A 26,606-nucleotide genomic window follows, 5' to 3' on the forward strand; every position below is an offset into this window, starting at 1 on the left:
TGCTAACATGATTGAGGATAAGGCAGTTGCATCTCGCCTTTGGGCAGTAGTGCCCGCCGCAGGCCGAGGCAGCCGCTTTGGTGCAGCGCTTCCCAAACAATATTTGCCCCTAGCTGGAAAAACGGTAATTGAACACAGCATCGCTGCATTGTTGCGTTGTCCTGAGATCAATGAGGTCCTTGTCGCCCTGCATGCGGAAGACGAGACCTTTATCAAACTCGCCTGTGCTAAGCATCCAAAGGTAAGGTCTGTCACCGGTGGTCTAGAACGCGCGGAGTCTGTCGAGTTGGCTCTGGCTGCACTTAACGGTGCTGCGGCGACGGATTGGGTGCTGGTGCATGACGCTGCGAGGCCTTGTCTTAGTGATGCGGATATCCACGCTTTACTCCTAGAGGGGCGCGAGCATCCTCCTGGAGCAATATTGGCGGCGCGGGTGGTCGATACTGTTAAGCGAGTCAACGGCCAGCGTGAAGCGGTCGAAACAGTTGATAGAAATGCCTTGTGGCGGGCGTTAACACCGCAGCTATTTCGCTACGGCGAGCTTCGTGCTGCGCTCAAACACTGTCGTGAGCATGCTTTGCCGGTAACCGACGAGGCCTCGGCAATAGAGCAATTTGGCGGGCGGCCCCTCTTGGTTGAAGGCAGTCACCGTAATATTAAGATTACCTATCCTGATGACCTCACCATAGCGACAGCTTTTTTGGCTGGAGGCGTGAATGACTAGAATTCGTATTGGCCATGGCTATGATGTCCACCGCCTAGATGAGGGCGAAGGCATTCATTTATGCGGGGTTTGGGTGCCGTGTGCGTACCGACTCATTGCGCATTCAGATGGTGATGTTGCCCTTCATGCGCTCTGTGACGCATTGCTTGGGGCTTTGGCATTGGGTGATATTGGCAAGCACTTCCCCGATACCGATCCGCGCTATAAAGGCGCTGACAGTGCGCAGTTATTGGCGCATTGCTATCAATTAATCCAGCAAGAGGGCTATGCGCTGGGTAATGCGGATATCACCATTGCAGCGCAAACGCCTAAACTGGCCAGTTATATTCCCGCCATGCGCGAGTCCATTGCCAAGGTCTTGAATCTAGAAGTTGGTCAGATTAGCGTGAAAGCGACCACCACCGAAAAATTAGGTTTTGTCGGCCGCAGCGAAGGTATTGCGGTAGACGCCGTGGTGTTATTGGAGCGTGGCGATGTTGCCTGATTGGCCTCGTGCACTCGGTACTCCGCAGCTTAGTGGTGTATTAAAAGCCCAACCTGAAGATTTTGTTGTTGAAGAGGTTTTCCCCGTTGAATTTAGCGACGATGGCGAGTTTGACTGGTTGTGGATAGAAAAGCGCGGTGATAATACGGAGTACGTCGCTAGGCAATTGGCGCGCTTAGCGGGTGTGCAGCCTAAAGCCGTAACGTATTCGGGTCAGAAAGATCGCCAGGCCATCACTCGTCAGTGGTTTTGCGTGCACCTGCCCGGTAAAAACTTTCCCGCGTGGGATGTGCCGGAAGCGGAAACCTGGAAAATATTGCGCAAGGGCCGCCACCGTCAAAAGCTGCGTTTGGGCAGCCATCGCTATAACCGATTTACCTTGTGCTTAAGTGCCTTAGGAGGTGATCTTGATGAGCTTGGCCACCGGGCAGCGCAGCTATCTCAGGGCGTGCCGAATTACTTTGGTGAGCAGCGCTTTGGCCACCAAGGCGGTAATATAAGTGCTTGCCAACAGTGGTTTGCGGGTACGCTAACGCCGAGCCGTTTTGAGCGCAGCATGTATCTTTCTGCAGCTAGGTCTTACCTGTTTAATACCGTATTGGCGAATCGGGTGCTTGATGGCAGTTGGAATACCGGTTTAGAGGGCGAAATTTACGCGCTGCGAGACAGCGGTAGCGTATTTAGCGCCGAACGCAACGAGGAGACGTTGGCCCGATTAGCCAGTGGCGATATTCAAGCCACTGGGCCGCTGTTCGGTAAGGCTGGGCGCTTAGTAGTGAGTGCCGCCGCGGCCAGTGCGGAAGAGGCTGTGTATAGCCTGCACGCAGATTTATGTGAGGGCTTGCTTAAACATGGTTTGAGTATGGAGAGACGGGCACTGCGGCTGATCCCCCAAGATTTCCAATGGCAGTTTACGGGTAATAAGTCGCTGGAGCTGAGCTTTTCCTTGCCTAGGGGCTGTTTCGCCACAGCGCTTGTGCGAGAATTAATTCGCTACCCGCTGGCGAGTTAGGGGCGGCAATAGCGTCGTTGTTTATTAGTGTTAATAGAGATAACTGGGTGACAATCTTAAATTTGCAAGGCATCGGGATGACCTCCCAGCGAACCCGGGACCGTTTAATTGAGCGCTTGAGTGAACGCGGGATCACTGATAACACGGTTCTAAATGTGATTCGCGGCACGCCGCGCCATATCTTTCTTGATGAGGCACTGTCTCATCGCGCCTACGAAGACAGCTCGCTGCCCATTGGCTTTCAGCAAACCTTGTCGCAACCTTATATTGTTGCTCGTATGACCGAGTTACTGCTGGCAAATGGCCCGCGAGAACGGGTTTTGGAGGTGGGGACCGGCTCGGGCTATCAAACCGCGATATTGGCTCAACTAGTAGGGCGGGTGTTTAGCGTTGAGCGTATTCGACCCCTGCAAGAAAAAGCCCGTCAGCGTCTGCGTCAGCTGGGCCTGACCAATGTTCAGTTACGCCATGCCGACGGCGGTATGGGCTGGAAGGACCGTGGGCCTTTTGACGCGATCTTATCGGCAGCAGCACCGGCTGAAGTCCCTCAAGAATTATTGGCGCAATTGGCGATGGGCGGCCGTTTAGTGATACCAATTGGCCCGCAAGGCAAGCAGCAGGCCCTCTATGTTTATGATAAGACAGAAGAGGGTATCCAAGAACAAATTATTGAGCCTGTTTTATTTGTGCCTTTACTCGCGGGTTTATTGTCTTAGTGCAATAACGATATCAATTTTGGCCACGAAGGAATTTTAATGAAAGGATTTTATCCTGCGGTTTTTATTCGCGGATTGGCCATGGGCGCCGCCGACGTAGTGCCAGGTGTGTCAGGCGGCACGATTGCCTTTATCACCGGTATTTACGACGAACTTATTGAAAGTTTAAAGTCGTGTAATATTCAGGCCCTTCAGTTGTTGTTCCAATCTGGGCCTACTGCATTTTGGCAGCACATCAACGGCGGCTTTTTAATGAGTTTGCTGCTGGGTATTGCGACGAGTGTCTTGTCCTTGGCGCGCTTTATTTCCTATGCATTACACCATCACCCGGTACCCTTGGCAGCCTTATTTTTTGGTTTGATACTGGCATCTGCGGTATTGGTGTATCGGCAGATTCCCGGCGCTGGCCGACAAATCGGATGGCTATTGTGCGGTATTGGCTTCGCCCTGCTGATAGGCGAGTTTCGTCCGGCGGACATTGCCAGTACACCGCTCAATTTATTTCTATCTGGCGCCTTAGCGATTTGTGCCATGATTTTACCCGGCATATCTGGGAGCTTTATCTTGCTGCTTCTGGGTATGTATCAGCCGGTGATCGAGGCCGTTAAAAGCATGGATCTATTTGCCTTACTGAGCTTTATGGCAGGCTGTGGGGTAGGTTTGATGCTATTTGTGCGCTTATTGTCCTGGCTTATGCAACACTTCCGCCCCCAGCTCTTGGCGGGCTTAAGTGGCCTGCTAATAGGCTCATTGAGTATTATTTGGCCTTGGAAGTTAGATGCCACCGGCGGCATCCTCGCAGAGTCTTTAGCGCCGGGCTGGCAAAATGTTTTGCCCTGGCAATATGCGGTAAAAGGCGATGCCCAATTGCTTTTTTCATTGGCATTGGCCTTGATTGGCGTTGTTTTGGTACTCTTGATAGAGAGGTTTGCCAAAAAAGCCTAATTTTCTTAAGAATATTTATTTCTAATAGAATCAGTTGAAAGGTCAAATAGTACTCAAAACTGAGATTTAAACGTTTTGATAGGATTGAGTTGTCACGCATATTTTTAAACTTAACTTACCATCTGCCCAAAAAAGGTTTTTTCATGCGGTTTATCGGTCCTTAATGTGATGAGTAAATTGCAGCAAATTATTGGTTTTTGCAGTGTAATTTGTGTCTTGGTTTCCTGTACTACCAGTGGCAGTTTCGCCCCTGTTTCTGATCGTTATAATCCTGCAGAGCGTACCCCTCCATATTATATTGTTAGTGCTGGCGACACCTTGTTCTCCATTGCTTGGCGTTATGGTTTCGAGCTTCAAGGGTTAGCGTCTGCTAACAGCCTCAGGCCGCCATACACCATTTATCCTGGCCAAGCGATACTGCTACAAGAGAGTAGTAAGTCGCTAGTATCTAAAAATGCCTCGACTAATGCGGTCGCTACATCTGCGCCGACACCAAAATCAAACAATGTTAAAAAAGAGCGAACAACAAGGCCTACTGCCAAGGGAACAGCGCCGCTAAGCTCTGTAAATGAAGGGTGGCAGTGGCCGTTGAACGGCCCTGTAGTGAGACCGTTTGTTGCTTCCGGGCAAGAACATAAGGGTATTGATATAAAAGGTAAAATGGGTGAGCCTGTATATGCATCACGAAGCGGTGAGGTAGTGTATGCAGGCAGTGGCTTAGTCGGTTACGGCAATCTACTGATACTGAAACACTCAGACCGTTTTTTAAGTGCTTACGGCCATAATCGGCGTATTAAGGTAAGGGAGGGAGAAAAGGTTAAAGCGGGTCAGCTTATTGCGGAGGTCGGCGATAGCGGTACTGATTCGGTGAAATTACATTTTGAAGTTCGTATAGACGGAAAACCGGTTGATCCTTTAAGGCTGCTCCCACGGCGTTGACGTCATAAAAGCCAGCAAGGCACCTTAAGTATCACTTAGTCGAGCAATAACAAACGTATAAAAGGATTCGACGATGCGGGTATATGAAAAAGATGGACATCGTTCAAATGTTAACGATGTGCTAGCAAGCACAGATATTCATGAAGGTTCCGATGCGCGGGATGACGAAGATTCTGCACCGGAGAAACCCAGTAAAGTGGCTGCTAAGCCAGGTCGTGGTCGTCGGCAGTCGAGTGATCTCGACGCCACCCAGCTCTATCTCAGTGAAATTGGCTTTTCGCCGTTGTTAAGCGCAGAGGAGGAAGTGTATTTTTCTCGCCTCGCAAGAAAAGGTGATGAGTCTGGGCGCAAGCGCATGATCGAAAGCAATTTGCGTTTAGTGGTGAAAATTTCTCGACGTTATCTTAATCGCGGCTTGAGTCTATTAGATTTGGTTGAAGAGGGTAACCTCGGCTTAATTCGCGCGGTAGAAAAATTTGACCCAGAGCGTGGATTTCGTTTCTCAACCTATGCCACGTGGTGGATTCGTCAAACGATTGAACGGGCGATAATGAACCAAACTCGCACCATTCGATTGCCAATCCATGTAGTAAAAGAGCTAAATAGCTATTTGCGCGCCGAGCGCGAATTAACGCAAAAGCTCGATCATATGCCTTCGCCAGAAGAGATGGCGGTAGCCCTAGACAGACCTGTCGCTGAAGCTAAACGCTTGTGCGGTTTAAAGGATCGTGTCGGCTCTGTTGATGTCCCGGTGGGGCAAGATTCAGATCAGGTCTTACTCGATACCCTCGCAGATACGCAGGCGCTGAATCCTAGTGATATTCTGCAGGGCGAGGATCTGTCGAATAGCATCGATGTGTGGCTGGGCGATTTGAGCTCAAAGCAGCGTGAGGTTGTGGTTCGTCGTTTTGGCTTGCGTGGCCACGAGCCTGCCACCCTTGAAGAGGTTGGTCGCGAGATTGGGCTGACACGAGAGCGCGTAAGACAAATACAGGTCGAAGCCCTGAAGAGTATGCGTGTGCTGTTTGAGGCGAATGGCTTAAACGCAGCGTCGTTGTTTGCTGAAAGTCATTAAGCTGAGTTCGCGCCATAGTTAGCACCATAAAAAAACCCGCGTTTGCGGGTTTTTTTATGGTGCAGAAAGCAAGCTAAGCAATTAGCGAATAGCCTAGCGCTCGAGGTACTGAAGTTTATTGGGCTTGTTAGCCCATTCTTCTGCGTCTGCTGGCGGTGCTTTCATTTCAGTGATATTTGGCCAAACCTCAGCCAATTCCGCATTCAATTCTAAGAATACTTGCTGGTCTTCGGGTAGCTCGTCTTCAGAGAAAATCGCGTTGACTGGGCATTCTGGTTCACACAGCGCGCAGTCAATACATTCGTCAGGGTGTATGACGAGGAAATTCGGGCCTTCGTAGAAACAATCTACCGGACATACTTCAACACAATCAGTGTGTTTGCACTTAATGCAATCTTCGCCTACAACAAAAGTCATTTTTGGTCAGCCCCTTTTAAATCCTGACTGTGGGTTGAGTAACTCGCAGAGCGCGGTATTGTAACACCAGTAAAAAATATGGGTATAGCTTTAGCCTTAACAATAATTTAACTGTGCATTATCGTTTTTACACATTAGCCCGTTTAGCCAGCTTATTTCAGTAAGTCCTTTAGCCGATAAAGTAATTCATGGGCTTGGCGAGGGCTGAGGTCGTCGGGTTTAATGTCTTCAAGCTCCGTGACCACGGGGTGATCCGGCGCCGCTTGCGCGGCAAATAAATCGGTTTGCGGCCCCGCCGTATTAAGTTGACCGTGCTTAATGGCTTGTGATTCCAATTGTTGAAGTTTGATTTTAGCTGCACTGACTACTTTGGCCGGAATTCCGGCTAATTTGGCCACCTGCAAACCGTAGCTGCGGTTGGCGGGACCTTCTTCTACCCGGTGTAGGAACACAATGTGGTCGTTGTGCTCGGTGACGCCGAGGTGAACGTTAGCGGCCTTGGGGTAGCTTTCTGGCAGAACGGTTAATTCAAAATAGTGGGTCGCAAACAAAGTAAAGCCGTGAACGCGGTCGGCGAGATCAATGGCGCAGGCCCAGGCCAGAGACAGGCCGTCGAAGGTGCTGGTGCCACGGCCTATTTCATCCATCAAAATTAAGCTTTTTGCGGTGGCGTTGTGCAGAATATTGGCCGTTTCGGTCATTTCTACCATAAAAGTCGAGCGTCCACCGGCCAGGTCGTCTGAAGAGCCTATGCGGGTGAATATTTGATCCACCAAGCTGAGTTTTACGGACTTGGCTGGCACAAAGCTACCGATGTGGGCTAGCAGTACAATTAGCGCGGTTTGCCGCATATACGTCGATTTACCGCCCATGTTTGGGCCGGTAATAATGAGTGTGCGGCGGTCGTCGGCAAGTTTGAGGTCGTTGGCAATAAAGGGCTCATCGAGCACGCTTTCAACGACAGGATGACGACCTTGCTCGATATCCAGTATTGGCTTGTCACTGAACTCGGGTTGGCATAGGTCGAGCTGGATCGCGCGCTCGGCCAGGTTGGCGATAACATCGAGTTCACACAGACCTTGCGCGCTGGTTTGCAGCGCGGCTAGTTCTTCATTTAAGGCGTCCAGCAAACTCTCGTAGAGGAATTTTTCTCGCGCCAAGGCCCGACTTTTACTGCTTAGGGCTTTGTCTTCAAATGTTTTAAGCTCTGGCGTAATAAACCGTTCGGCATTTTTTAGGGTTTGCCTGCGAATGTATTCAACCGGGGCTTGATGCGCCTGCAGCTTGCTGATTTCGATGTAATAGCCGTGAACACGATTGTAGCCGACCTTTAGCGTGCTTAAGCCCGTTTTCTCGCGTTCGCGGCGCTCCATGGCCAATAGGAATTCACCTGCGTCGGTGCTAAGACTCCGTAACTCGTCTAACTCAGGGTCAAAACCTTCGGCGATGACACCGCCGTCGCGCAGTACCATTGGCGGATTTTCGGCCACGGCACGGCTGAGCAGGTCGGCCAGACTTGGAAATTCGCTGATCTGCTGCGCTAAGTCTTTTAAATACGGGATATCAAATGGTTTCAATTGGCTTTGTAACTCGGGCAGAGTCGCCAGTGAGCGCTGCAGGCGTGACAAGTCTCTTGGCCGGGCCGAGCGCAGCCCAACGCGGGACAGAATACGCTCTAAATCACCTATTTGTTTAAGCGTAGCGCGCAGGGTTTCAAACTGATAATTGTCAATTAGCCCGACCACACCACTTTGACGGGCGCTCAAAATCGCTTGATTACGCAATGGTCGGTGTAGCCAGCGGCGCAGAAGTCGCGAGCCCATGGCGGTTTGGCAGCGATCAAACACCGATGCCAGAGTGTTTTCAGTGCCCCCGCTCAGATTTAAATCCAGTTCTAAGTTGCGCCGGGTTGCGGCGTCCATGGCTACGGCGTCATCGCGAGACTCATGTTTGAGTTGGCGAATATGGGGAAGGGCGCTGCGCTGAGTGTCTTTAACATAGTGCAGCAGACAACCGGCGGCGGCGACGCCATGATGAAGCTGCTCGCAGCCGAAACCGGCCAGATCTTGCACGCCAAAGTGCTGGCAGAGCCCACGGGTGGCGGCGTCAAAATCAAACTCCCAGGGAGCGAGTTTGCGCAGGCCGCCAAATTTGGGCATGTCGTCGATGTGGAGGTCGTCCGCAATAAGGAGCTCCGCCGGGCGCAAGCGCTGTAATTCGCCAATAAGAGCAGTCTGGCCTTTAACCTCAAGTACTTGGAAACGGCCGCTGCTCATGTCTAAGACGGCAATACCGAATACACCTGAATCACCACAGGCGGCGACAAGCAGCGCGTCGCGGCGCTCATCGAGTAGCGCTTCGTCGCTGATGGTGCCGGGCGTCACAATACGTGCGACGGCGCGCTCAACGGGGCCTTTGCTGGTCGCCGGGTCGCCGATTTGTTCGCAAATTGCCACCGATTCACCGGCTTTGACTAATTTGGCTAAATAACCTTCTACAGCGTGGTAGGGCACACCACACATGGGGATTGGGTTGCCGCCGGCTTTGCCGCGCGCGGTGAGGGTAATATCCAGTAGTTCCGACGCCTTTTTTGCGTCTTCAAAAAACAGCTCGTAAAAGTCGCCCATGCGGTAAAAAACCACTTCATTGGGGTGTTCCGCTTTTATCTTTAAATACTGAACCATCATCGGCGTGTGGGATACTTCGGCGCTGCTGGTATTGGCGTCTTTAGTCATTGCTAGATAGTGGCCTTATTCGTTAGGCGAAAGTGTGTGTTGTACAAGCTTTAAGCTGGAAATTGCGATGAAATTACACAATAAATATAAGCAGGCAAGAATAGCAAATTGCATTAAAAACCACTAATTCTCTGCCGCTGTTAACGACCTTGATCTACTGCCTGCCAAGGCTTTTGGGCTAGAAATATAGTGTGGCGGCTGCCCTTGCCGGGGCGGGCGCGCACAGTGTGGATAGTGACCTTAAAACGCGCTTTCTTTAAGCGGATAGCAAACATCGAGTCGGCGCCCGCAGACCAAATTGCCAATACACCTTCGGGGCGCAAGGTGGTAAAAAGGTCGTCGAGCCCTGCTTGAGAATACAACCAATTGTTGTCGTTTTGAGTCAGGCCTTCTGGGCCGTTGTCGACATCCAATAAAATAGCGTCATAGGCTTTGGGGTTGTCGCGTAATAGTTCGGCCACGTCGCCAATATGAACCTTTGTTCTAGGGTCGTTCAAGGGCTGGCCAGCGCAATCGCCTAGTGGCCCTTGGTTCCATTCGACAACGGCCGGAATCAGTTCCGCGACAGTGACCTGGCTCGTGCTGCCCACCGCGCGCAGCGCCGCCGCTAGTGTGTAGCCCATGCCTAGGCCGCCAACTAAAATCTCAGCGCCCGAGATTTCCGCGCTATTGTCGCGGGCTTTAAGCTGTTTGCAGGCCAAGTCGGCCAGTGCTTCTTCGGAGTTGTACAAGCGGCTGTTCATCAGTTCGCCGCGCACCCCAGATAAACGAATAGAGAACTCCTCACCGCGTCGGCTCAGTTTCAGCTCGCCGCCGTTATTGGGTATTTGTGCTGTGCCAAGGTGTTGCCAGGGAATCATGTGGCCTCTGGGAGCTGAGCTAAAGTTGGGCTGCACTTTAACACAGGCTGTTTTAGGCTTAACAGCAATGAAATGTTTGCGATAGGCAAGTGGGGCTAAGTTTATCCCGCTGGGCGGATATGATGAGTTCTAAAGAATTTAGCTTCTGGCATTGACAAGAGCATGAATAATACTGATTATACATACAGTTGTTTGGCCAGTAGTTCAGTCAGCCATTATTCATTTTAATATCAGCATTCACAAAGGGTAGAGAACATATGGATCCCAATAAGCAAAAAGCACTGGAATCGGCACTTAGCCAGATTGAGCGCCAGTTTGGTAAGGGTTCAATCATGAAAATGGGCGATAGCTCACGGGAAGTGATGCCATCTGTCTCTACTGGCTCGCTGGGACTGGATATTGCCCTAGGCATTGGCGGCCTACCCTATGGTCGAATAGTTGAAATCTACGGGCCAGAGTCCTCTGGTAAAACCACACTGTGTTTACAGGTTATGGCCGAGGCTCAGAAAGCGGGTAAAACCGTTGCGATTGTGGACGCTGAGCATGCACTAGACCCTCAGTACGCGGAAAAGCTGGGGGTTAATCTTGAAGATTTACTGGTTTCCCAGCCAGATACGGGTGAGCAGGCATTAGAAATTACCGATATGCTGGTTCGCTCAGGCTCGGTAGATGTCATTGTTATCGATTCGGTAGCCGCGTTAGTGCCCAAAGCCGAAATTGAAGGTGAAATGGGCGACACCCATGTTGGTCTGCAAGCGCGTTTAATGTCGCAAGCGCTACGTAAATTAACGGGTAATATTAAAAACGCGAACTGCCTCGTTATCTTTATTAACCAAATTCGTATGAAAATCGGGGTAATGTTTGGTAACCCTGAAACCACATCTGGTGGTAATTCACTAAAATTCTATGCATCAGTACGTCTCGATATTCGCCGCACCGGTGCGGTCAAAGACGGCGAAGAAGTGATTGGTAACGAAACGCGAGTTAAAGTTGTTAAAAACAAGGTTTCGCCACCCTTTAAACAAGCAGAATTTCAGATCCTTTACGGTCAGGGTATCTACCGTCTTGGCGAAGTCATTGACTTGGGCGTCAAGCAGGGCTTGGTCGACAAAGCCGGTGCTTGGTATGCCTATAAAGGTGATAAAATTGGCCAAGGTAAGGCGAATGCGGCTAAATATTTGGCTGAACATCCCGAGATAGCTGCTGAAATTGAAGGTCAAGTTCGCGAAGCCTTACTGCCTAAACCAACAGCAAAGAAAGTGGCTGATGAGTCTGTTGTTGCTGAGAAATAGTCGGCCTTAAGCACTAATCATAATCCTGCAGCCTTGGCGGCTGCAGGATTTATTTTAGTACATGTCTAGCCTTTTACTCAGGCAGTTCTTCTTCGTCATTATCCATTTCTAAGCTTAAACTCATTGCTGATATAGACTTTTTGTCGTCGGTATTGCTGTCTTCTACCGCGTCAGCGGGGATGCCACGTTTGCTATGCAGTTTTATTCGCAGCCGGAGGTTGTTCGCTGAGTCTGCATTTTTTAAGGCTTCCGCAAATGATATTTTACCGGCCTCGTAAAGATTGAAGAGGGCGAGGTCAAAGGTTTGCATGCCCACGTTTTCAGACTTGTGCATGATTTCTTTGATAGTTTCAATTTCACCTTTATGAATTGCTTGGGCGACGGTGGGTGTGCCGAGAAGAATCTCAATAGCTGCGGCCCGTTTGCCGTCCTCAGTGGGCACTAATCGTTGTGATACAAAACACTTTAAGTTCATCGACAGGTCTTGCAGTAACTGATTGCGGCGCTCTTCTGGGAAAAAATTGATAATACGGTCTAAAGCTTGGTTAGCATTATTCGCGTGTAGTGTGGAAATACAGAGATGGCCGGTTTCTGCGAAGGCGAGGGCGTGCTCCATGGTTTCGCGGTCGCGAATCTCACCAATAAGAATAACGTCGGGCGCCTGACGAAGGGTGTTCTTTAAGGCTTGGTGAAAGCTCCTAGTATCCATACCAATTTCACGTTGGTTGACGATACTGCGCTTGTGGCGGTGAATAAATTCTATAGGGTCTTCAATGGTGATGATGTGGCCACTGCTATTAGTGTTGCGGTGATCGATAAGCGCAGCTAGGGACGTAGATTTACCTGAGCCGGTGGCGCCGACGAATAACACCAAACCACGCTTGGTCATTATTACGTCTTTTAATATAGGGGGTAGGCCTAGAGCGTCGACATTAGGGATGTCGGTAACGATATTCCTAGCTACCATTGATATTTCATTGCGTTGCTTAAAAATATTTACTCTGAAGCGACCTACGCCAGGAATATGATAGGCGAGATTCATCTCTAGCTCTTGTTCAAATTCTTCGATCTGGCCGGCATCCATAATCGAATAGGCAATTTTTTTAATGTCGCCCGGTGAAAAGCTGTCTTTATCTAGGGGTTTCAATTTACCGTGGAATTTCGCGCAGGGGGGGGCCCCTGTGCTGAGGAATAGATCGGAGCCGTCATTTTTGGCGAGGACGGTGAGGTAGTCATTAAACGTCATGGCTGGCTCTCATAAGCAGGCAGTGTGTTGGCAGTGATGCAATAAATAAGGTGCAAGTGACGAATGTTACGGTGTACGCAATACTTGCCGTAATGAACAGCGAGGTGCTATTTCATAGGGCGATCCTGCTCGGCACTTACATAGTCATTGGCAGCAAGCCCTGTGTGTTGAGTTTGTTAAGCATTGTATTATGTTAGCAATCGCGAATGGAGACAATATTAGCACTCCTTCTTCAAACCAATGTCCTTGAAATCGCCCATAAACACCCGTAAAAGCTCGAGTGTCTGCTTAGCTGAACCGACAGGAATAGAACCAATAGTAGAAATATAGTCCCAAATAGTGGGAACGCAACACGATTGTGTGGGGGCACTCTAAAAGAATCAGTAGGCATGGAGCAGCAAGTTTGCAAATTTAGGACATCGTCCTCGCCTGCACTGAGTCCTGCGCGATGAGCTAGCTATTCAAGTATTGATATTTAAATACTGTATAAACCCGATAGTGAGCTTTATAAGTCTTAACGTAGAGTTGGAATAGCCTTTGGCGCGCGTATGCACTTTTAATTTTCGTGTCTAACAAGTATGTGGTACGGAGTTGAAGGGTGTGTTGGCTCACCCTCATTTACTAGAGGGCGAGCCGAGGGCTTAATTTACCAGTCTGACTTTATCATTTTCACAGGTCAGGGCAGCGCCAACATTGGCACCAGCTAAGCTAGTTCCAAGGCTGCTTAGCAACGGGTTTATGATTGGGATTAACAGAGCGGAAAGGACGCCATCTAATACCGCAGTTACCGAATTAAGAATCGGGTTCAATACAAATCCTAATGGGATTATACCTATTAATACAGGATTAAGGTCGATCTGTAAGCTGAGCACGTTGCCAAGATTTGTGCCGGTAGGAGAGTAGGCGTTTTCGCCAATTCCGTCTTTAACTTCTGGTAGGTATTCTTCGGACGGTGACTGTTCGTGGTTTATGAATGTTGTCCCACTAGCCACTGTCAATGTTGCCTTCATTTCAAGTCGGAAGATTGGAATGCCTAATACGGTAATGTTTGCGATAGGTGTACGGTTAAGTGTGTAGCTACCAGCCGCAAAATTAGCCCGTGATGCAGCGGGGGTATTACCGATTCTGCCTATTTGGATCGTCGCGGCACTGGTATTAGTATTGCTATTTATGCTGCTTGGCCCACCGTCGCAATTTTGGCTTTCATTTACGATGCTGGCATTTGCGGTTGCCGCTTTAACAATGACGTCTATTTGAGCTGGTAGTGGTGAGATACTTGCCAAACCGAGACCATTGAGCAAACTAGACCTTAGCGAAATAAAAATATCAGCCTGAGAAGTTCTTGCGGTAATGTCGTCAAAGTCTGGGTTACCGATGGCCGAAAATTGTGCGGCTTCGATGATTTTTATCCCCATTTCTCCATTGAGGAGACCAAACACATTCACCGCTTGGTTAAGTGCTACAAAGCTGTTCTCATTTGCAAGTTGGAGCCCACCTTGTACTAGATTGAGTACGTTTATAGGAACGTCAAGTGCGGCTGCGGGCAGGTCGTCGCCGATCTTTAACAGATCTCCGAGCGCAATGCTGTCAAAGTCGCCTGGCACAAGGCTGCTGATGTCTTCAACGCTAGTTGCTACGGTAGTCGCGCCAGAGTTGTCTAAAACAGTCGCGGTTAAGTCTAGCAAGGTACCAACCGAAAGCGCGGTTGTTAGAACGCTATCGTAGTCTCCAGCCGAGATTCCTAGGCTAATAGATAATGCATCGAGTAAGTCTAGTAGATTGACATTAGTATTCAGTAGGCCTTGCCAAGCGGCAATATTTAAATTGAGTGTTCCGCCAAGTATATCGCCCAGCACGGCATTCAGCAGGCTGCTTTGTTGACTGTTTATGGAAATAAGGTTGCTGCGTATAGCAATTTGCGCGGTTGGTTCACAAGCCTTTGCTGTCGCCGTTGCGCTGAGGCTGATCTCATTATCTTCAGAGGGAAGTAACTGAGCAAATAGTGAGGCGGGCACGGTATGTACAAGATTGACGGTAACGGCATTTCCGGTGCGACTGATTGCGATGCTGCTATTGGTATCGTTGCCTTTAAAATCATTTCGGCTTGCCGACAATACGTACATATCTGCCATGCTCATGGCTTCTACGTCGAGGCTTTGATCTCGACAGTAGATTAATGCCGTCTCCATCGCCGCTAAGTCGGCATTTTTTTGCAGGCTGCGCTTTTCTAAATAAAGTCGACCAGTATCAGCAACCACCGCGACAAAGGTAAATAAACTCAACATCATCAGCACAGCCAAAATTGTGATGACACCGGCCTGCTTAGTAGGGTGGTGATTAAATTTTTGCTGTGCTCGCATGCTGATTACTCTGTTTTAAATGAGTCTTTGCTGAAGCGCTCAGGAATAGGGTGCGAAAAACTTTTAATATAGCGCTCATACACCTCGGTGCTGACCTTGCCGCTTAGATGCTGCTCTTGCGTGCTGGCATTTTGGCCAGAGCTTTGTTGTGCTAGTAAGCGACTGGTCACCGTTTCAAACTTTGCATTTGGGGTGTACACAATCTCCGGTTCAGCGAAGCTTGGAATAGCGGTGGCGGCGCTTAGTGCTAGGGCAAGTATTACGGGCTTCATAGTGGTGCTCCATGATAGATATTGTTGCTGCCTGCCAGAGCAGGTTGTTTAAACGCATTGGCTTGACTCAATAAAAATTTAAACTCAGATGAGTCGATGCCATTATTTTTTGCCATGCGCACCGCCGTGCGGCTGTCGCCATCTAATATGAGGCTTATGACCATATTCCTTATGGCAACAGGATGGCCTGGCTGCAACTGCAGGGCAGTCATAAATTCGCGCTGGGCTTCTTTGAAGTTTTTATGCGCGAGTAATATAAAACCGTAATCGTTGCGGATGTCCGCATTGCTTGGCGCCAGTCGCCTGGCTTTCAGCATTTGCTGGTGGGCTTGTGGTAAATCACCGCGGGTGGCGAGGATTTTTGCCATACCGGCGTGGCCGTAGGCGGTTAGGCAGGTCAGGCTGAGATCACGGTAGCTGGCGTAGGCTTCACTGAGCATGCCGGTGTTGCGCTGCGCCTCGGCGCGAAGCCGCAATACTCTTGGGTTGGTATCTGAGGCGTTTTCTAAATACGCCAATGCCGAGTAGTACTGCTTTTCTAGCACTTGCTGTTCAATTAACGCCAAGCTAATGCTCTCTTCCTTGCTGGTTGGCACATCACAGTTGCTCGCGCTCGTTTGTCGATTAACAGATGTACTTGCACAGCCAGCCAGCAATGCAAACAGTACAACAGTTGTCGACAGGGTCAATTTTTTCATGCTTTTACGCTCCTGCGTTATTAGCCTAGATTACTCAGTGCATTTGAGATCGACATAAGTGCTGGGCCGGCAACAACGATCAATAGGGCGGGAAATAAGAAAATCATCATGACTAAGGACATCTTTCCCGACATCTTGTTAACTTGCTCTTGTAAATCCAATTTACGGCGGTTCTGTAATAGTCGATACAATTCGTCGAGTGCTTTGTCGATACTGCCACCGGTTATGGCCTGTTGGCGTACAACGATAAGGTATTCTTTAAAGCCTTCGGCATTGGTGCAGCCAATAAGCTCGTAGAGCGACTCTTCTTGGCTTTGTCCAGATTCAATTTTGTTTACGGCGAGCTGCAGCTCCTGGGAGCAGGTGGGCGCGAGATTGCGCAATTGATCGCAAATAATCGCCAGTGTTCTTGGTAGTGAAAGTCCCACTCGCCAAAGCATCCTTGTGGTTTGAACTAAAATCAGAGTTTCTTGATTTAATTTTTCTTGGCGTTGTTGGGCGATCTTCTTTAAAAAGAAATAGGCTAAATAAGCCAGCAACACAATGCCAAGTGTAATGATGAACAGTATGGTTGTTGGTGGGGTTCCATTGAAATATGTATATATACCAAGGCATATAGCGGTAGCGATAATTGCAATTAGCGTAATCGAAATGGTGTTGACCTGCTGCTCAGTATTTAATAATCCGGCGCGGCGAAGCAGCTGAGATAGCGAGGCGATATGCGTGTTTTCCTCACGCAATTGCCGCCACATATCCTTTGAGCTAAATTCAAACTCCTTGCTTTTAGTTGGTTCTGCCGTTTCTAGGTGGGCAATAGCCAACAGTATGACCGGTGCGGTGCAGAGTATGATGGCGCCAATAATATAATAGAGGTGATGCACTTCCATGACGTATTCCTCAGCTGCCAATCGATTTAATCATGCGCCACAGAACGATGACGCCGACTATTTGCATAGTGACCGCGACCATAAGCGTTTGCTGACCGCCTGGGTTTTGCCACATGTCGGTTAAAAATTTTGGGTTATTGTAAAAGGTATAAGCGGCGATGCCCGGTGGTAGTGCAGCTAGAATCGCCGCCGTAACTCTGGTTTCTCCTGTCATGGCGCTCAGTTCACGTTTCCCTGAATCCTGCATTCTGAGAATGTCGACAATATCTTCAAGAATCGAACGTATGCTGCCGCCATATTGTTCGTTTATACGCAATGCCGTTGCCAAGACGTCAAATTCGTTTAATTTGTTAACTCGGGCTTCTCGCTCAAAGGCTTGGTGCAGGTCGTAACCAAAGTGAACGCGGCGAACAATACGCCGCATTACCGTTCCAAGAGGTCGCTCTAAGGTTTCGACGGAGTCTGCAAAGGCGTTTTCAACAGATACGCCTGCAGATAAGCGTCGGGTCACTTGATTGATAAAAGAGGGTAGCTGGGCGAGCATTTTTGCACGGCGTTGCGCACCGATTACTTTAACCAGTGAAAACGCAACGAGCAAAAATGTAACGGCAGAAATAATATTTATCTTAGCCGGTAAAATCAACAGACTTAAGGCGATTCCGGTCGCGGTAATGGCGATGCCCGCGTACACAATACTTGGCGGTAATTCGACGCCGTTACTGCCCAAATAGTTTTCTATAAATGCTGGAAGTCTCGGGCCGACTTCGGCGACGATTTCATCTTCCGGAATCGGGTCAGTTGATTCGCTGCTGATCATTAGCACGACAAAGGCCAGTCCAGCCAAGAGCAGAGCTAGTGCAATCCATAACATAGCGTTTACTCCTTTGGCTTAGATGTGAGCTAGGTCTGGAGACCGTGCTGTATTATTAGCGCCATCAACGCGCAACACTTTTCGGGTGGCGTCGTCGTAGATGAAAATATCTTTTAAGCTTAGTTCATTATTAATCACGTGCAGCTCTGCTATTTGGAGTACACAGCGGCGGCCGTCTGCTTTACGGCCAATATGAACAATTAAATCCAAGGCACTGCCAATCATTTTGAGGATCAAATCGCCGCTACCCTTGAAACCAGAAATGCCGACCATCATCTCTAAGCGGGTGATGGCGTCACGGGCGGAATTAGCGTGAACGGTGCTCATAGAACCGTTGTGGCCGGTATTCATTGCCTGTAAAACATCGAGAATCTCACCGCCGCGGCTCTCACCGACAATGATGCGGTCTGGCCGCATACGCAGTGCGTTCTTAACGAGTTCGCGGGCGGTGACTTCCCCGACACCTTCGTTGTTTTCTGGGCGCGTTTCTAGACGTACTACGTGGCCGTTGCGTAGCTGCAATTCGGCGGCGTCTTCTATGGTGACAATGCGCTCAGTGGCTGGAATAAACTGACTCAAAATATTGAGTAATGTGGTTTTACCCGAGCCGGTTGCGCCGCTGATGAGAATGTTGGTTCTGTTCGCAACGGCATTTGTTAAGTATTCGAGTACGTCTTCGCTAATAGATCCGCTTGCCAATAATTCCTGAGCGGTGAGAGGGTCTTTTCTGAATTTACGAATAGACAGGCATGGCCCGTCTAAGGCAAGTGGTGGCACGATAGCATTGATGCGGCTACCGTCCTCAAGACGTCCGTCCACAATAGGGCTGGATTCATCAATACGGCGTCCTAGCGGCGAGATCATGCGGCGTATAACACGCAATACATGGCGGTTGTCTAAAAAGCGCATATCGGCTTTTTCTAGCACGCCCGCACGCTCGATGTAGATATTGCGTGGCCCATTAATCAGTATGTCGTTGATGGTCGGATCATCGAGTAGGCCCTGCAGGGGCCCATAGCCGACGATTTCATTTAACATATGCTTTTCTAGCGCGACGAAGGTGTCTCGATCAATAACTGCTTCATAGATTCGGCAATACTGGCGAATGTAGGCGGAAATGGCCTCTTCGAGTTTTTTTTGATTGTCGTCGTAGATGATCTTGTCATCTTCAATGCGATCAATCACAAATTTATGCAGCTCAGATTTCAGCTTTTCGTAGTCGTCACTGTGTTCCGCTTTGCTCGGTGATGTTCTGCGTTCAATTAATCTCATGGCGATATACCTGCCTGGTCATTAGTTAGCGAAGCCGACACCGGCGCTGGTAGGCCGAGTACTTGGTTTTTTAGTACCCTTTTGGGGGTCGCCGAATAGCATTGAGGTGAAAGTGGGGGTGTAATCTTGGTATGTTTCCCCAGGTAATTCTCTAAGTTCGGTGTTTTTTGCCATGGGTTTAACCAAGTGCGGTGTTACAACCATCACGAGTTCTTTGTCATCTTGCTCAAAGCGGGTTGAGCGGAAGAGGGCACCGAGAATGGGGATGTCGCCAAGACCGGGGATCTTGTCGGCGTTGTTGTAAGTGTTGCGGCTGACCAAACCACTGATAATAAAACTTTCACCGGGAGCGAGCTGAATTGTGGTGTCTGTTCTGCGCACGCGCAGTGCTGGCACCGATACCCCACTGGTTTGTACGCCACTGCTGAAGTCTAAGTCACTCACTTCAGGCGCGACTTTCAACATAATACTATTTTCACTTAATATGGTTGGCGTCAGGCGAAGGCGCACACCGAATTCTTTAAATTCAATTTGCACTTGTCCGTCTTGATTCGATACCGGGTAAGGAAATTCGCCCCCGGCTAAGAAACTTGCAGTTTGCCCAGACAGGCTCACCAAGGAGGGTTCCGCCAAGGTGTAAGCATAGCCATTTTGCTGAAGTGCATTGACCGCCGCGCTAAAGTTTTTACCGGCATGACCAATGAGAATAGATGAGCTGTTTCCTGAGGTCACCAGTCCACCCATCAACGATGCAATTTCACTCATGCCAGAGATTGTCGGTAGTAAGTTGGCGGCGCCCATCGCTAGGGCCGTATCGCCACCCGAGTAGGCCAACGCAGTACCTATTTGTTTTAGCTGTGAACGACTGTATTCAATAATGCGAATATCAGTTTGAACTTGTATTGCGCCTTGCTGAACAGTGTTATCGACGACATTCTCACCCGCGGCGGCTAATAGCTGAGCGTGTTGGCTAAGGGAGTGAGTTTTGCCGTGAAGGACGGTTCTATCGCCAACAACATCGACGGCCACGCCGCTGGTGCTTGAACTGGCAATATCAGGGATTACGTCAATTTTGAAGGTGGTCGGTTCACCGCTACCCTGCCACAACAGCAACTGAGTAGAGCCTATTTGCTTTGCAGTAATTAAAAACTGCTTAGAGTTAAGTACTCGCAAGCTCGCAATGCCAGGGTTGCCGATCGCGCTGCGCTTTACACTGTGCTGAGTTGTTAAAGCCTGTTGCTCGCCCAAGGTCATACGCAAGGTTTTGTACGGGTCTGCCTGCGCCACACTAATGAGCGTGAGAAGCAAGCCGAAAATAATTCCGTTTTTCATTATGGATACTCCTTTGCCTGAGATTTCGCTCGCGTTCATTAGTTTCTTACCTTAATGGTTTCGACAGTGTCGCCGCTGTATACGTAGACTGACTTAGGGGCTGGTGGCGGCTTGAGGCCGGTAACATCGCGAATAAAAGCGGTTTTATCGGCATCACTAATGTGTTGTTTTGCTGCGACACTGGGGTCCATTGTGCTGGGCTCGGTATCGGCTGCCAGGCTCTCTTCGAGCATGTCGTTTTCACCGATCGCAACTAAGCGCAATTCACCGCTTTCCTCGGCCAGGGTGAGTACGGCGATATCGTCCAAGGCAATTTCAAGCACCGCTGAGCGGCTGCTTTTTCCGGATTCTTGATCTTCTTTTGATTGAGATGATTTTTTGCCGTTGGTGACGACTACGGTTTTGTCATCTCGCTCAAGGTCAGTGCCAAAAGCAAGTAGACGGATATTCTGTAGTAAGCGGCGAGACATACTTTTGTTGTAGGTATCTTTCGACGCTCTGGCAGTGAAGATAACGTCAACGCGGTCACCGGGTTGTAAAAAGCCGCCTGCGCTAGAGGTTTCATTCACCTTGATGGCGAGTGCGCGGTAGCCAGAGTTAATATGTGGGGAAAGTTTGCTTTGCTTGTCAAAGTGACTTTGGCGGATGACCGCCCCCACGGGAATTTTGGATTCGAGCTTTTTGTTGAGAATATCTTCAGCCTTGCTAAAGCTATCTTCAATCAAAAGGGGGTAGGGGATGAGTTGAACGTCCTCTACGGTGATGGTTTCGCCCTTTGCCATACTGCGATTAACAATAAGGAGCTTTTGCGCGTAGGTGAAGTCACTTGGTTCGGATGCCGGGCTCGTTTTCGTGAGTGCACGGCTTTTTGATGTGTCTTCTTGGCTTATTTTGTAGCCGATTACCCCCATAAACACCGCACTAATTATAAGCAGTGCTGCGATGATCTTTAAAGTCCTTGCTTGCATAGTCGTGTCCCTGAAAGGTGTCGATAACGGTTTTCTATTCGTTGTTGCTGGCATAATTTGATATTAAGCGCTGTGTCATAGTGATGCTATTGTGAGTGCTACGTATACGGCCTGTGGCGAGTACGTCGTATTGGCTTGTGCACATGAAACACCTGCTCTTAGTGGCAATTTGTTTGGCCAGATGACGTCAAAATAACAGGCTGGCTTTACCGCGCAGCAGGTTGGGCAAGTCAGGCAGTTTGCCGAAGCCGGGCATCGTAATTCCGTCTAGTAGTGGCGCGGAGCTCACCGTCAGCTCACATATAATGCCGTCCAGTGCAGGCTGGCCGGCGGCGGGTGCAGCGGCGTCGTGGCAGTCACTTGCCCAGCTTAAGGAGTCGGGTGAATAAATGAGTAGGCCGTCGGTGTCGTTTATTTTGAGACGAACACTGGCGATATTGTTGATTTGTGTTTCCCATTCCTCAACGCTTGAACAGTCTTCGCAAGCAAGGGCGGCGCGCAGGACTTCTTCGCTCGCATAGGTAAAGTTTTGCACTAACATGAATGCGAGGCCGTAGACGATTATGGCGTAGCAAATAATGAAAAATACCGGAAAGATGAAAACAAATTCGATGGCGACAGCGCCTTTTTGCCGCTGCTGAATAGCGCGAGAAAAATTAGGTCTTACCATTGCGGTGCTCCATGCTGTGCTCAATATTACAAAGGTACAACCGGGGTGGTGCTACCTTAAAAACTGCTTTGGAAATGTAAGATTACTGCTCCTAATGCGATTGCGGTGCCCAGCGGTAAGCCGCGCTGAAAAGGGCTTTGTTGAACTGCCATATTCGAGCAATACGCTTTTGTTAATGACATCCGCTGCGCAATATGGAGGAATGCCATTAACAACAGTAAACTGCCTATGCCAATAGAAAACACCAGTAACAATTGCAGCGGCGCATAGAGCGGCGTTATTGCCAGCATTAGTTTTACATCGCCTCCGCCTAGTAAACCCCTAATATAACCGGGAAGTGTGAGCGCCAAGGCAATGACGATATTTATTAATACTGTTGTTAAACTGCTGCCTTCAATGATTAACATTGAATAAGTGCCGAGCCCCAGCAAAACAAGTAAATAACTATTGGGTATTCGACGGTGCTGCCAGTCGATATACCCAATTGCAATGAGAGGGGCTATAGCAATGAGAAGCATTAAAAAATCATTACTATTCTAGGGTTGTTTTGATGTCATTAAAGGCTTTTCCCATACCTGTGGTGGTAGTGCCATCACCAAGTAAGCCAAGGCCGAACACAATGATGACAACGAGCAAGGCAGCCATAACGGCGTATTCAATTGCACTGGCGCCACTTTCGTCATTTTTCAGTGCAGCCAGCTTGCTAGTAATTTTGTTTAACATGGGTCATTCTCCGTGAGTAAAAGGGTGGGTCGAATAGCGCAGTTTTTTCCCTCTCGACCTTGGTACTTACTGTGGGCGTTACACAGAGTGAAAGAAATAAGTAGTTGCCGAAGTTGGCTTAGGGAATTTCGGCACTTTATATAGCGGATTAGCGACGTTTTGAGGTGAAAAGGGTATTTTGAAGCAGGTTGATACCAAAACGGTGCGTTTAAAGGCAATGGATTATCTGGCACGGCGTGAGCATTCTCGCCGCGAATTGGCGCTTAAACTTGCGCGTAAATTCCCTGATAGCGATGAGCTTGATCGGGTTTTGGATACGCTGGCGGCAGACGGTCTACAGTCAGACCGGCGATTCACGGGCTCCTTTATTCGCCTGCGGGTGCAGGGCGGTTATGGGCCCCAGCGGATTCGCGCCGAGCTTCGGCAACGTGGCATCAGTGATGCGTTAATTGTTGAACAATTTAGTGAACAGGATGTCGATTGGTTCGCAGTTGCCGAGGCGGTATTCCTGAAAAAATACGCCAATGTTAATTTAGATGACCCCCGAGAGCGGGCTAAATGCATACGCTATTTGCAGTATAAAGGTTATGACATAGAGCATATTAACGCCTTGCTCTAAGGCACCTTGCACGGCAGGTGGTGGTTTATTTATACGTTTATTGCTATTAGGACTTAATGAAATGAAAAAATTGAACGCCTTGGTGTTAGCGCTTGCGCTAAGTAGCAGTGGAGCTCCGGTCATTGCGCAAGTTGGGGGCGTAGACGCGGCGCGATTTGATGAGCTAACGACAAAGTTAAATTTGTCTGACCCTCAGCAGCAAAAGGTAAAGGTTTTAATGGCACGTTTCGCTGAAGATGCGGCCAGCGTTCGGGAGGGATTAATTGCGGTACAGCAAAATATTCGCACTGCCAATTTGGCGCGGCTCGACAACGCGGCTATTCTGCGTATGAGCAGCGAAGCGGGGCGCTTATCTGCTGCTCATACCGAAAGTTTACTAAAAACACAGCGCGATTTTTACGCCTTGCTCAGTGCCAAGCAAAAGCGCGAATACAATAAAATGCGCTCTGAAGCTTTGGCTCAACAGGCGACGCTCCCAAACAAGTGAGCATTACAGTTGTTCAATACTGAAGTGTTCCGCCACTAACCAGTCGCTGAGTTCTGCTGCCTTGGCGGCATTACTCAGCACGGCAACGCTGGCGCCGCCCTTGTTAAGATAGCAATCACAGACTCGTTGTAAATCTGTAGCAGTGACCGCGAGCACGCGCTGCCGAAAAAGTCTGCGTTGCGCTAAGGTGCGGCCAAAGACATTGCTGTGGTGATCTTGTTTGGCTTCACCCGCCGGAGAGCCGGGCTTATCAATACTGCTGACCACCCCTAAAACTGCCTCCTCAAGCCCCTGATCCGATACCGCGGTGTTGAGCATCCAGTCTATGGATTTATCGAAATCAGCCAGTGTGTCCTTAAGGCGTGGGTCTCGGTAAGAGTAAAAGCGGAATGCGGCGATGTTTGAGTCTTGTGATGCACCGCCGCCGTAGGCGCCACCTTGCTCGCGAATAACCCGGTGTAAAAACCCGTTTTTCATATAGGTGGCAAGTACCGTTAATATCGGTGCGTCAGGATGATCGGAGGGCACGGTCGGATAGGCTTTGGCACAGAAGTTCACCTGCGAGTTCGCCACCCAAAATGCTTTTTTAACTTCTCGCACTGCCGGGTAACTAAAATTGCTTTTGGCTTGCGCATTAAAATCGTGCCAGAGTGGCGCGATTTCATCACACGAAGCGGCGAGACGGTCGGCTTCGGCAATAATCAATAGCTGGCGTTCAGCCTTGAGCATTTTGCTGTGAATGGCAGCAAGTTGACTCATGAGTTTGCTTAATTCCGCAGGAGCGTCAATGCGCTCGCTCAGGCTTTTAAGCTGGCGGATACCGCTTAAGCCGCCTAAAGCCTCACTGATTTTAGCGATGGGGCTCATGCCTGCGCTGGCGGCAGTCATGGCGAGGCTGTGGCCATTGCCGGTGATGCTGGACTCGCGGCGGGCTTTGAGCTGAGCAACTAAGTCTTGAACTCGATCAGACTCATCAAAGCGCAGGGTTTCTAAGGTGTCACGCATAAGCTGGGCTTGCGCGCTGGCGTTGCGCAGCAGGGCTTTAGATGACAATACCAAATAGGCTTTTAGTTGCTGTTCGTCATTAATATCGCCACGCATGCTGGTATAGGCGCTGATGCCACCACAGACTTGCGCTTGGCGCGCTTGCACTTGGAGATAGTCTTGATCGCCGAGGCCCAGTTCAGTCAGCACTTGGGTGTATATGGAGAGCAGGGATAGCTCTTCGTCATCCAAATCTGGCAGGGCAATCAATAATTGCTGATATACCAACCCGTTGGTGCCGCGGCCGTACCGGGTATAGGGCAAGCTGCCGAATTGGGCCTGCTCGCTGTGGAGGGCCGGCATGTCTAAGGGCACGTCTGCCAAAGTCACTTTGGGCAGTATGCTGTCATCTTCTTCAAGGGCTTGGCGTTCAATTAAGGCGCTTGCCTGGTCGATAATGGCTTGTTTTTCTTCAGCACTTAAATTGGCCTTAATATCAGCTAAGCGCTGTTTCTCAGCCTGTTCAATGCGCTGCTGAATATTTTCGTCGGGGCTCATCACCAAGGTGACGCGATGGGGGTTGTCTATTAGCGATTGCGCCAATTGTTTAATGTAGTCAGGTTTTGCTGCTCGTTCGCGCAAAGCTTGTAATGCCGGGTCTAAATTCAGCAGTTCAATGGGCTTGCCACGGTGAGTAGCACTGCCCAGTGCCGTTAAAATAAGTTGCAGGCCATAGGGATAGCCGTCGCCGCCGATTTCCCGCTGCTGCAGTTCTAATTGATGCAAAACCGCATCAACATCCTCTTTGGCAATGCCGTTTTTAGCAACATCGCGCAGGGTGTCTAAAACCAAGGCTTCGACTTCTTCTACTTTGGCGGCGCTGCTGCCTTCGAGTCCACAGGCAAACACCATTTCTCGCATGGAGTCTTCTAGCCCGCACATGGGCGAGGGCGAACTCCCCAAGGTGCTGGTCTCTAGGGCGTGGAGCAAAGGGCTGGCGCTATTGTCGAGTAAAACCCCGGCAAGCAGTTGGGCTTCCAATAAGGTCTCTAATTGGGTGCTTTTGCCCAGCAGCCACGAGACCACGATATGGGTTTTGTCGCCTTTGTTTTCAGCGGCCGGCAGTGGGTAGCTCTCTTGCACGCGAATCGGCGCGTGGTAGCGCTTCTCGTTACCGACGGCAATATGGCTGTCGATGGCCTCAAAGCGCGCCAAGGCCAGTTCTTCAAAGCGCGCCTGATGTTCGGCGGCGGGTATGTCGCCAAAGGTCATGAAAATGGCATTGCTAGGATGGTAGTGACTCTCATAAAAGGACTTGAGCTGGTCATAGCTGAGATCGGGGATGTCTTCAGGTTCCCCGCCGCTGTTGTAGTGGTAGGTGGTGCTGGGGAATAAGTATTTGCAGAGCGTGTGCCAGAGCTGGCTGGAAATCGAGCTCATTGCACCTTTCATTTCATTGAACACGACACCCTTATATTCCAACTCAGAATCAGGGTTGCCCGCCTCTTTGAATTCGAGGCGGTGGCCTTCTTGGGCGAAATCTAGGGGGTGGAGACGGGAGAAAAACACCGCGTCCATATAAACCTGTAGCAGGTTTTCAAAATCTTTGCGATTGCTGCTGGCAAAGGGGTAGGCCGTCCAGTCGGAGCTGGTAAAGGCGTTCATGAAGCTGTTCAGCGAGCGCCGGATCATCATGAAAAATGGGTCGCGAACAGGGTATTTTTCGCTGCCGCACAGCGCCGTGTGCTCCAATATATGAGCCACGCCACTGGAATCTTTGGGCACGGTGCGCAGCGCCACTAAAAAAACGTTCTCGGGGTTGTCGCTGGCAATGTGGTAGTGGCTAGCACCGGTTTTGATGTGTTGATACTCCGCGATACTCACGCCGAGAGCAGGTATTTCTTCGCTACTGATTAAGGTAAAACTGGGGAAGGCTGCGGGGCTTGTGGGATTTGCTGTTGCGACAGGCGCTGCTTGAGTCATGCTTTATCCAAATGTCAGAGTGTTGGGCGGTGCTA

The 26,606-nt window shown here is 49.7% G+C and carries 26 protein-coding genes; 10 read left to right on the forward strand and 16 right to left on the reverse strand.

The features are described from left to right. The first annotated feature begins 7 nt into the window (after nucleotides 1-7). The 7 genes from ispD (at nucleotide 8) to rpoS (ending at nucleotide 5,895) form a co-directional block, all read left to right on the forward strand. Nucleotides 8-724: a 2-C-methyl-D-erythritol 4-phosphate cytidylyltransferase gene (ispD, locus tag AZF00_RS07440; RefSeq protein WP_008247504.1), complete on the forward strand. Its 717-nt coding sequence runs from the start codon at nucleotides 8-10 to the stop codon at nucleotides 722-724. Beyond that, on the forward strand, nucleotides 717-1,208 hold the full coding sequence (gene ispF / locus AZF00_RS07445) for a 2-C-methyl-D-erythritol 2,4-cyclodiphosphate synthase (protein WP_008247506.1): 492 nt from the start codon (nucleotides 717-719) through the stop codon (nucleotides 1,206-1,208). The genes ispD and ispF overlap by 8 nt, the downstream gene beginning before the upstream one ends. Continuing rightward, nucleotides 1,198-2,220 carry a tRNA pseudouridine(13) synthase TruD gene (gene truD, locus AZF00_RS07450; protein WP_008247509.1) on the forward strand — a complete coding sequence of 341 codons (1,023 nt, stop codon included), beginning with the start codon at nucleotides 1,198-1,200 and terminating at the stop codon, nucleotides 2,218-2,220. The genes ispF and truD overlap by 11 nt, the downstream gene beginning before the upstream one ends. A gap of 77 nt (nucleotides 2,221-2,297) precedes the next feature. Further along, nucleotides 2,298-2,936 (forward strand): protein-L-isoaspartate(D-aspartate) O-methyltransferase, encoded by a 639-nt coding sequence (locus AZF00_RS07455; RefSeq protein WP_008247511.1) that lies wholly within the window; start codon nucleotides 2,298-2,300, stop codon nucleotides 2,934-2,936. A gap of 39 nt (nucleotides 2,937-2,975) precedes the next feature. Then, the gene (locus AZF00_RS07460; RefSeq protein ID WP_008247513.1) at nucleotides 2,976-3,881 is read left to right on the forward strand and encodes a DUF368 domain-containing protein; all 906 of its coding nucleotides are present in this window, start codon (nucleotides 2,976-2,978) and stop codon (nucleotides 3,879-3,881) included. Nucleotides 3,882-4,049: 168 nt separating this feature from the next. Next, nucleotides 4,050-4,820: a peptidoglycan DD-metalloendopeptidase family protein gene (locus AZF00_RS07465; protein ID WP_008247515.1), complete on the forward strand. Its 771-nt coding sequence runs from the start codon at nucleotides 4,050-4,052 to the stop codon at nucleotides 4,818-4,820. A gap of 73 nt (nucleotides 4,821-4,893) precedes the next feature. Further along, the gene (rpoS, locus tag AZF00_RS07470) at nucleotides 4,894-5,895 is read left to right on the forward strand and encodes an RNA polymerase sigma factor RpoS (RefSeq protein WP_008247517.1); all 1,002 of its coding nucleotides are present in this window, start codon (nucleotides 4,894-4,896) and stop codon (nucleotides 5,893-5,895) included. A gap of 93 nt (nucleotides 5,896-5,988) precedes the next feature. Here the strand turns inward: rpoS and fdxA are convergent, their stop codons facing one another. The 3 genes from fdxA to AZF00_RS07485 form a co-directional block, all read right to left on the reverse strand. Then, the gene (gene fdxA, locus AZF00_RS07475) at nucleotides 5,989-6,312 is read right to left on the reverse strand and encodes a ferredoxin FdxA (protein WP_008247518.1); all 324 of its coding nucleotides are present in this window, start codon (nucleotides 6,310-6,312) and stop codon (nucleotides 5,989-5,991) included. Nucleotides 6,313-6,464: 152 nt separating this feature from the next. After that, nucleotides 6,465-9,047, reverse strand: coding sequence for a DNA mismatch repair protein MutS (gene mutS, locus AZF00_RS07480; protein WP_008247519.1), 2,583 nt, complete (start codon nucleotides 9,045-9,047; stop codon nucleotides 6,465-6,467). Nucleotides 9,048-9,187: 140 nt separating this feature from the next. Then, on the reverse strand, nucleotides 9,188-9,907 hold the full coding sequence (locus AZF00_RS07485; RefSeq protein WP_008247520.1) for a spermidine synthase: 720 nt from the start codon (nucleotides 9,905-9,907) through the stop codon (nucleotides 9,188-9,190). A gap of 257 nt (nucleotides 9,908-10,164) precedes the next feature. Here AZF00_RS07485 and recA point away from each other — a divergent pair, with 257 nt between their 5' ends. Beyond that, on the forward strand, nucleotides 10,165-11,199 hold the full coding sequence (gene recA, locus AZF00_RS07490; RefSeq protein ID WP_008247521.1) for a recombinase RecA: 1,035 nt from the start codon (nucleotides 10,165-10,167) through the stop codon (nucleotides 11,197-11,199). Between the two features lie 73 nt (nucleotides 11,200-11,272). Here recA and AZF00_RS07495 read toward each other — a convergent pair whose 3' ends face one another. From AZF00_RS07495 to AZF00_RS07550, 12 genes are all read right to left on the reverse strand, one after another. Next, a complete protein-coding gene (locus AZF00_RS07495; protein WP_008247522.1) occupies nucleotides 11,273-12,445 on the reverse strand; it encodes a PilT/PilU family type 4a pilus ATPase in 1,173 nt (390 codons plus the stop codon). Between the two features lie 641 nt (nucleotides 12,446-13,086). Next, nucleotides 13,087-14,805 carry a pilus assembly protein TadG-related protein gene (locus AZF00_RS07500; protein WP_008247528.1) on the reverse strand — a complete coding sequence of 573 codons (1,719 nt, stop codon included), beginning with the start codon at nucleotides 14,803-14,805 and terminating at the stop codon, nucleotides 13,087-13,089. Nucleotides 14,806-14,810: 5 nt separating this feature from the next. Then, a complete protein-coding gene (locus AZF00_RS07505) occupies nucleotides 14,811-15,077 on the reverse strand; it encodes a DUF3613 domain-containing protein (protein ID WP_008247530.1) in 267 nt (88 codons plus the stop codon). Next, nucleotides 15,074-15,775 (reverse strand): tetratricopeptide repeat protein, encoded by a 702-nt coding sequence (locus tag AZF00_RS07510; RefSeq protein WP_008247531.1) that lies wholly within the window; start codon nucleotides 15,773-15,775, stop codon nucleotides 15,074-15,076. Before AZF00_RS07510 ends, AZF00_RS07505 begins: the two co-directional genes overlap by 4 nt. Before the next feature lie 20 nt (nucleotides 15,776-15,795). Next, on the reverse strand, nucleotides 15,796-16,662 hold the full coding sequence (locus AZF00_RS07515; protein ID WP_008247532.1) for a type II secretion system F family protein: 867 nt from the start codon (nucleotides 16,660-16,662) through the stop codon (nucleotides 15,796-15,798). A 10-nt stretch (nucleotides 16,663-16,672) separates the two neighbouring features. Next, on the reverse strand, nucleotides 16,673-17,533 hold the full coding sequence (locus AZF00_RS07520; RefSeq protein WP_008247533.1) for a type II secretion system F family protein: 861 nt from the start codon (nucleotides 17,531-17,533) through the stop codon (nucleotides 16,673-16,675). Between the two features lie 18 nt (nucleotides 17,534-17,551). Then, nucleotides 17,552-18,805 carry a TadA family conjugal transfer-associated ATPase gene (locus AZF00_RS07525; RefSeq protein ID WP_008247534.1) on the reverse strand — a complete coding sequence of 418 codons (1,254 nt, stop codon included), beginning with the start codon at nucleotides 18,803-18,805 and terminating at the stop codon, nucleotides 17,552-17,554. Between the two features lie 21 nt (nucleotides 18,806-18,826). Then, a complete protein-coding gene (locus AZF00_RS07530; protein WP_008247535.1) occupies nucleotides 18,827-20,137 on the reverse strand; it encodes a type II and III secretion system protein family protein in 1,311 nt (436 codons plus the stop codon). A gap of 38 nt (nucleotides 20,138-20,175) precedes the next feature. Then, entirely contained in the window at nucleotides 20,176-21,105 is a 930-nt protein-coding gene (gene cpaB, locus AZF00_RS07535; RefSeq protein ID WP_008247536.1) for a Flp pilus assembly protein CpaB, read from the reverse strand. Between the two features lie 187 nt (nucleotides 21,106-21,292). Next, nucleotides 21,293-21,775: a TadE/TadG family type IV pilus assembly protein gene (locus AZF00_RS07540; RefSeq protein WP_008247537.1), complete on the reverse strand. Its 483-nt coding sequence runs from the start codon at nucleotides 21,773-21,775 to the stop codon at nucleotides 21,293-21,295. A 56-nt stretch (nucleotides 21,776-21,831) separates the two neighbouring features. Beyond that, a complete protein-coding gene (locus tag AZF00_RS07545; RefSeq protein WP_008247539.1) occupies nucleotides 21,832-22,293 on the reverse strand; it encodes a prepilin peptidase in 462 nt (153 codons plus the stop codon). Nucleotides 22,294-22,306: 13 nt separating this feature from the next. Beyond that, the gene (locus AZF00_RS07550; RefSeq protein ID WP_008247541.1) at nucleotides 22,307-22,498 is read right to left on the reverse strand and encodes a Flp family type IVb pilin; all 192 of its coding nucleotides are present in this window, start codon (nucleotides 22,496-22,498) and stop codon (nucleotides 22,307-22,309) included. Nucleotides 22,499-22,676: 178 nt separating this feature from the next. Between AZF00_RS07550 and AZF00_RS07555 the strand changes: the two genes are divergently transcribed. Together AZF00_RS07555 and AZF00_RS07560 are read left to right on the forward strand one after the other, a co-directional pair. Beyond that, nucleotides 22,677-23,117, forward strand: coding sequence for a regulatory protein RecX (locus tag AZF00_RS07555; protein ID WP_008247544.1), 441 nt, complete (start codon nucleotides 22,677-22,679; stop codon nucleotides 23,115-23,117). A gap of 61 nt (nucleotides 23,118-23,178) precedes the next feature. Then, nucleotides 23,179-23,604: a Spy/CpxP family protein refolding chaperone gene (locus tag AZF00_RS07560; protein WP_008247545.1), complete on the forward strand. Its 426-nt coding sequence runs from the start codon at nucleotides 23,179-23,181 to the stop codon at nucleotides 23,602-23,604. Nucleotides 23,605-23,607: 3 nt separating this feature from the next. On the opposite strand, the gene AZF00_RS07565 is transcribed toward AZF00_RS07560, so the two are convergent. Further along, entirely contained in the window at nucleotides 23,608-26,571 is a 2,964-nt protein-coding gene (locus tag AZF00_RS07565; protein WP_008247547.1) for an insulinase family protein, read from the reverse strand. Between the last annotated feature and the right edge of the window lie 35 nt (nucleotides 26,572-26,606).

The organism is Zhongshania aliphaticivorans (assembly GCF_001586255.1).
In the GTDB taxonomy this organism is placed as follows: domain Bacteria; phylum Pseudomonadota; class Gammaproteobacteria; order Pseudomonadales; family Spongiibacteraceae; genus Spongiibacter; species Spongiibacter aliphaticivorans.

Coding starts and splice junctions, on each gene's coding strand:
- cpaB (WP_008247536.1), bottom strand. CDS start 21,105: ATGCAAGCAAGGACTTTAAAGATCATCGCAGCACTGCTTATAATTAGT.
- recA (WP_008247521.1), top strand. CDS start 10,165: ATGGATCCCAATAAGCAAAAAGCACTGGAATCGGCACTTAGCCAGATT.
- AZF00_RS07530 (WP_008247535.1), bottom strand. CDS start 20,137: ATGAAAAACGGAATTATTTTCGGCTTGCTTCTCACGCTCATTAGTGTG.
- AZF00_RS07510 (WP_008247531.1), bottom strand. CDS start 15,775: ATGAAAAAATTGACCCTGTCGACAACTGTTGTACTGTTTGCATTGCTG.
- mutS (WP_008247519.1), bottom strand. CDS start 9,047: ATGACTAAAGACGCCAATACCAGCAGCGCCGAAGTATCCCACACGCCG.
- AZF00_RS07550 (WP_008247541.1), bottom strand. CDS start 22,498: ATGTTAAACAAAATTACTAGCAAGCTGGCTGCACTGAAAAATGACGAA.
- AZF00_RS07560 (WP_008247545.1), top strand. CDS start 23,179: ATGAAAAAATTGAACGCCTTGGTGTTAGCGCTTGCGCTAAGTAGCAGT.
- fdxA (WP_008247518.1), bottom strand. CDS start 6,312: ATGACTTTTGTTGTAGGCGAAGATTGCATTAAGTGCAAACACACTGAT.
- AZF00_RS07515 (WP_008247532.1), bottom strand. CDS start 16,662: ATGGAAGTGCATCACCTCTATTATATTATTGGCGCCATCATACTCTGC.
- AZF00_RS07460 (WP_008247513.1), top strand. CDS start 2,976: ATGAAAGGATTTTATCCTGCGGTTTTTATTCGCGGATTGGCCATGGGC.
- AZF00_RS07540 (WP_008247537.1), bottom strand. CDS start 21,775: ATGGTAAGACCTAATTTTTCTCGCGCTATTCAGCAGCGGCAAAAAGGC.
- AZF00_RS07505 (WP_008247530.1), bottom strand. CDS start 15,077: ATGAAGCCCGTAATACTTGCCCTAGCACTAAGCGCCGCCACCGCTATT.
- AZF00_RS07520 (WP_008247533.1), bottom strand. CDS start 17,533: ATGTTATGGATTGCACTAGCTCTGCTCTTGGCTGGACTGGCCTTTGTC.
- AZF00_RS07485 (WP_008247520.1), bottom strand. CDS start 9,907: ATGATTCCCTGGCAACACCTTGGCACAGCACAAATACCCAATAACGGC.
- AZF00_RS07500 (WP_008247528.1), bottom strand. CDS start 14,805: ATGCGAGCACAGCAAAAATTTAATCACCACCCTACTAAGCAGGCCGGT.
- AZF00_RS07495 (WP_008247522.1), bottom strand. CDS start 12,445: ATGACGTTTAATGACTACCTCACCGTCCTCGCCAAAAATGACGGCTCC.
- AZF00_RS07455 (WP_008247511.1), top strand. CDS start 2,298: ATGACCTCCCAGCGAACCCGGGACCGTTTAATTGAGCGCTTGAGTGAA.
- ispF (WP_008247506.1), top strand. CDS start 717: ATGACTAGAATTCGTATTGGCCATGGCTATGATGTCCACCGCCTAGAT.
- AZF00_RS07565 (WP_008247547.1), bottom strand. CDS start 26,571: ATGACTCAAGCAGCGCCTGTCGCAACAGCAAATCCCACAAGCCCCGCA.
- rpoS (WP_008247517.1), top strand. CDS start 4,894: ATGCGGGTATATGAAAAAGATGGACATCGTTCAAATGTTAACGATGTG.
- AZF00_RS07465 (WP_008247515.1), top strand. CDS start 4,050: ATGAGTAAATTGCAGCAAATTATTGGTTTTTGCAGTGTAATTTGTGTC.
- truD (WP_008247509.1), top strand. CDS start 1,198: ATGTTGCCTGATTGGCCTCGTGCACTCGGTACTCCGCAGCTTAGTGGT.
- AZF00_RS07525 (WP_008247534.1), bottom strand. CDS start 18,805: ATGAGATTAATTGAACGCAGAACATCACCGAGCAAAGCGGAACACAGT.
- ispD (WP_008247504.1), top strand. CDS start 8: ATGATTGAGGATAAGGCAGTTGCATCTCGCCTTTGGGCAGTAGTGCCC.
- AZF00_RS07545 (WP_008247539.1), bottom strand. CDS start 22,293: ATGCTTCTCATTGCTATAGCCCCTCTCATTGCAATTGGGTATATCGAC.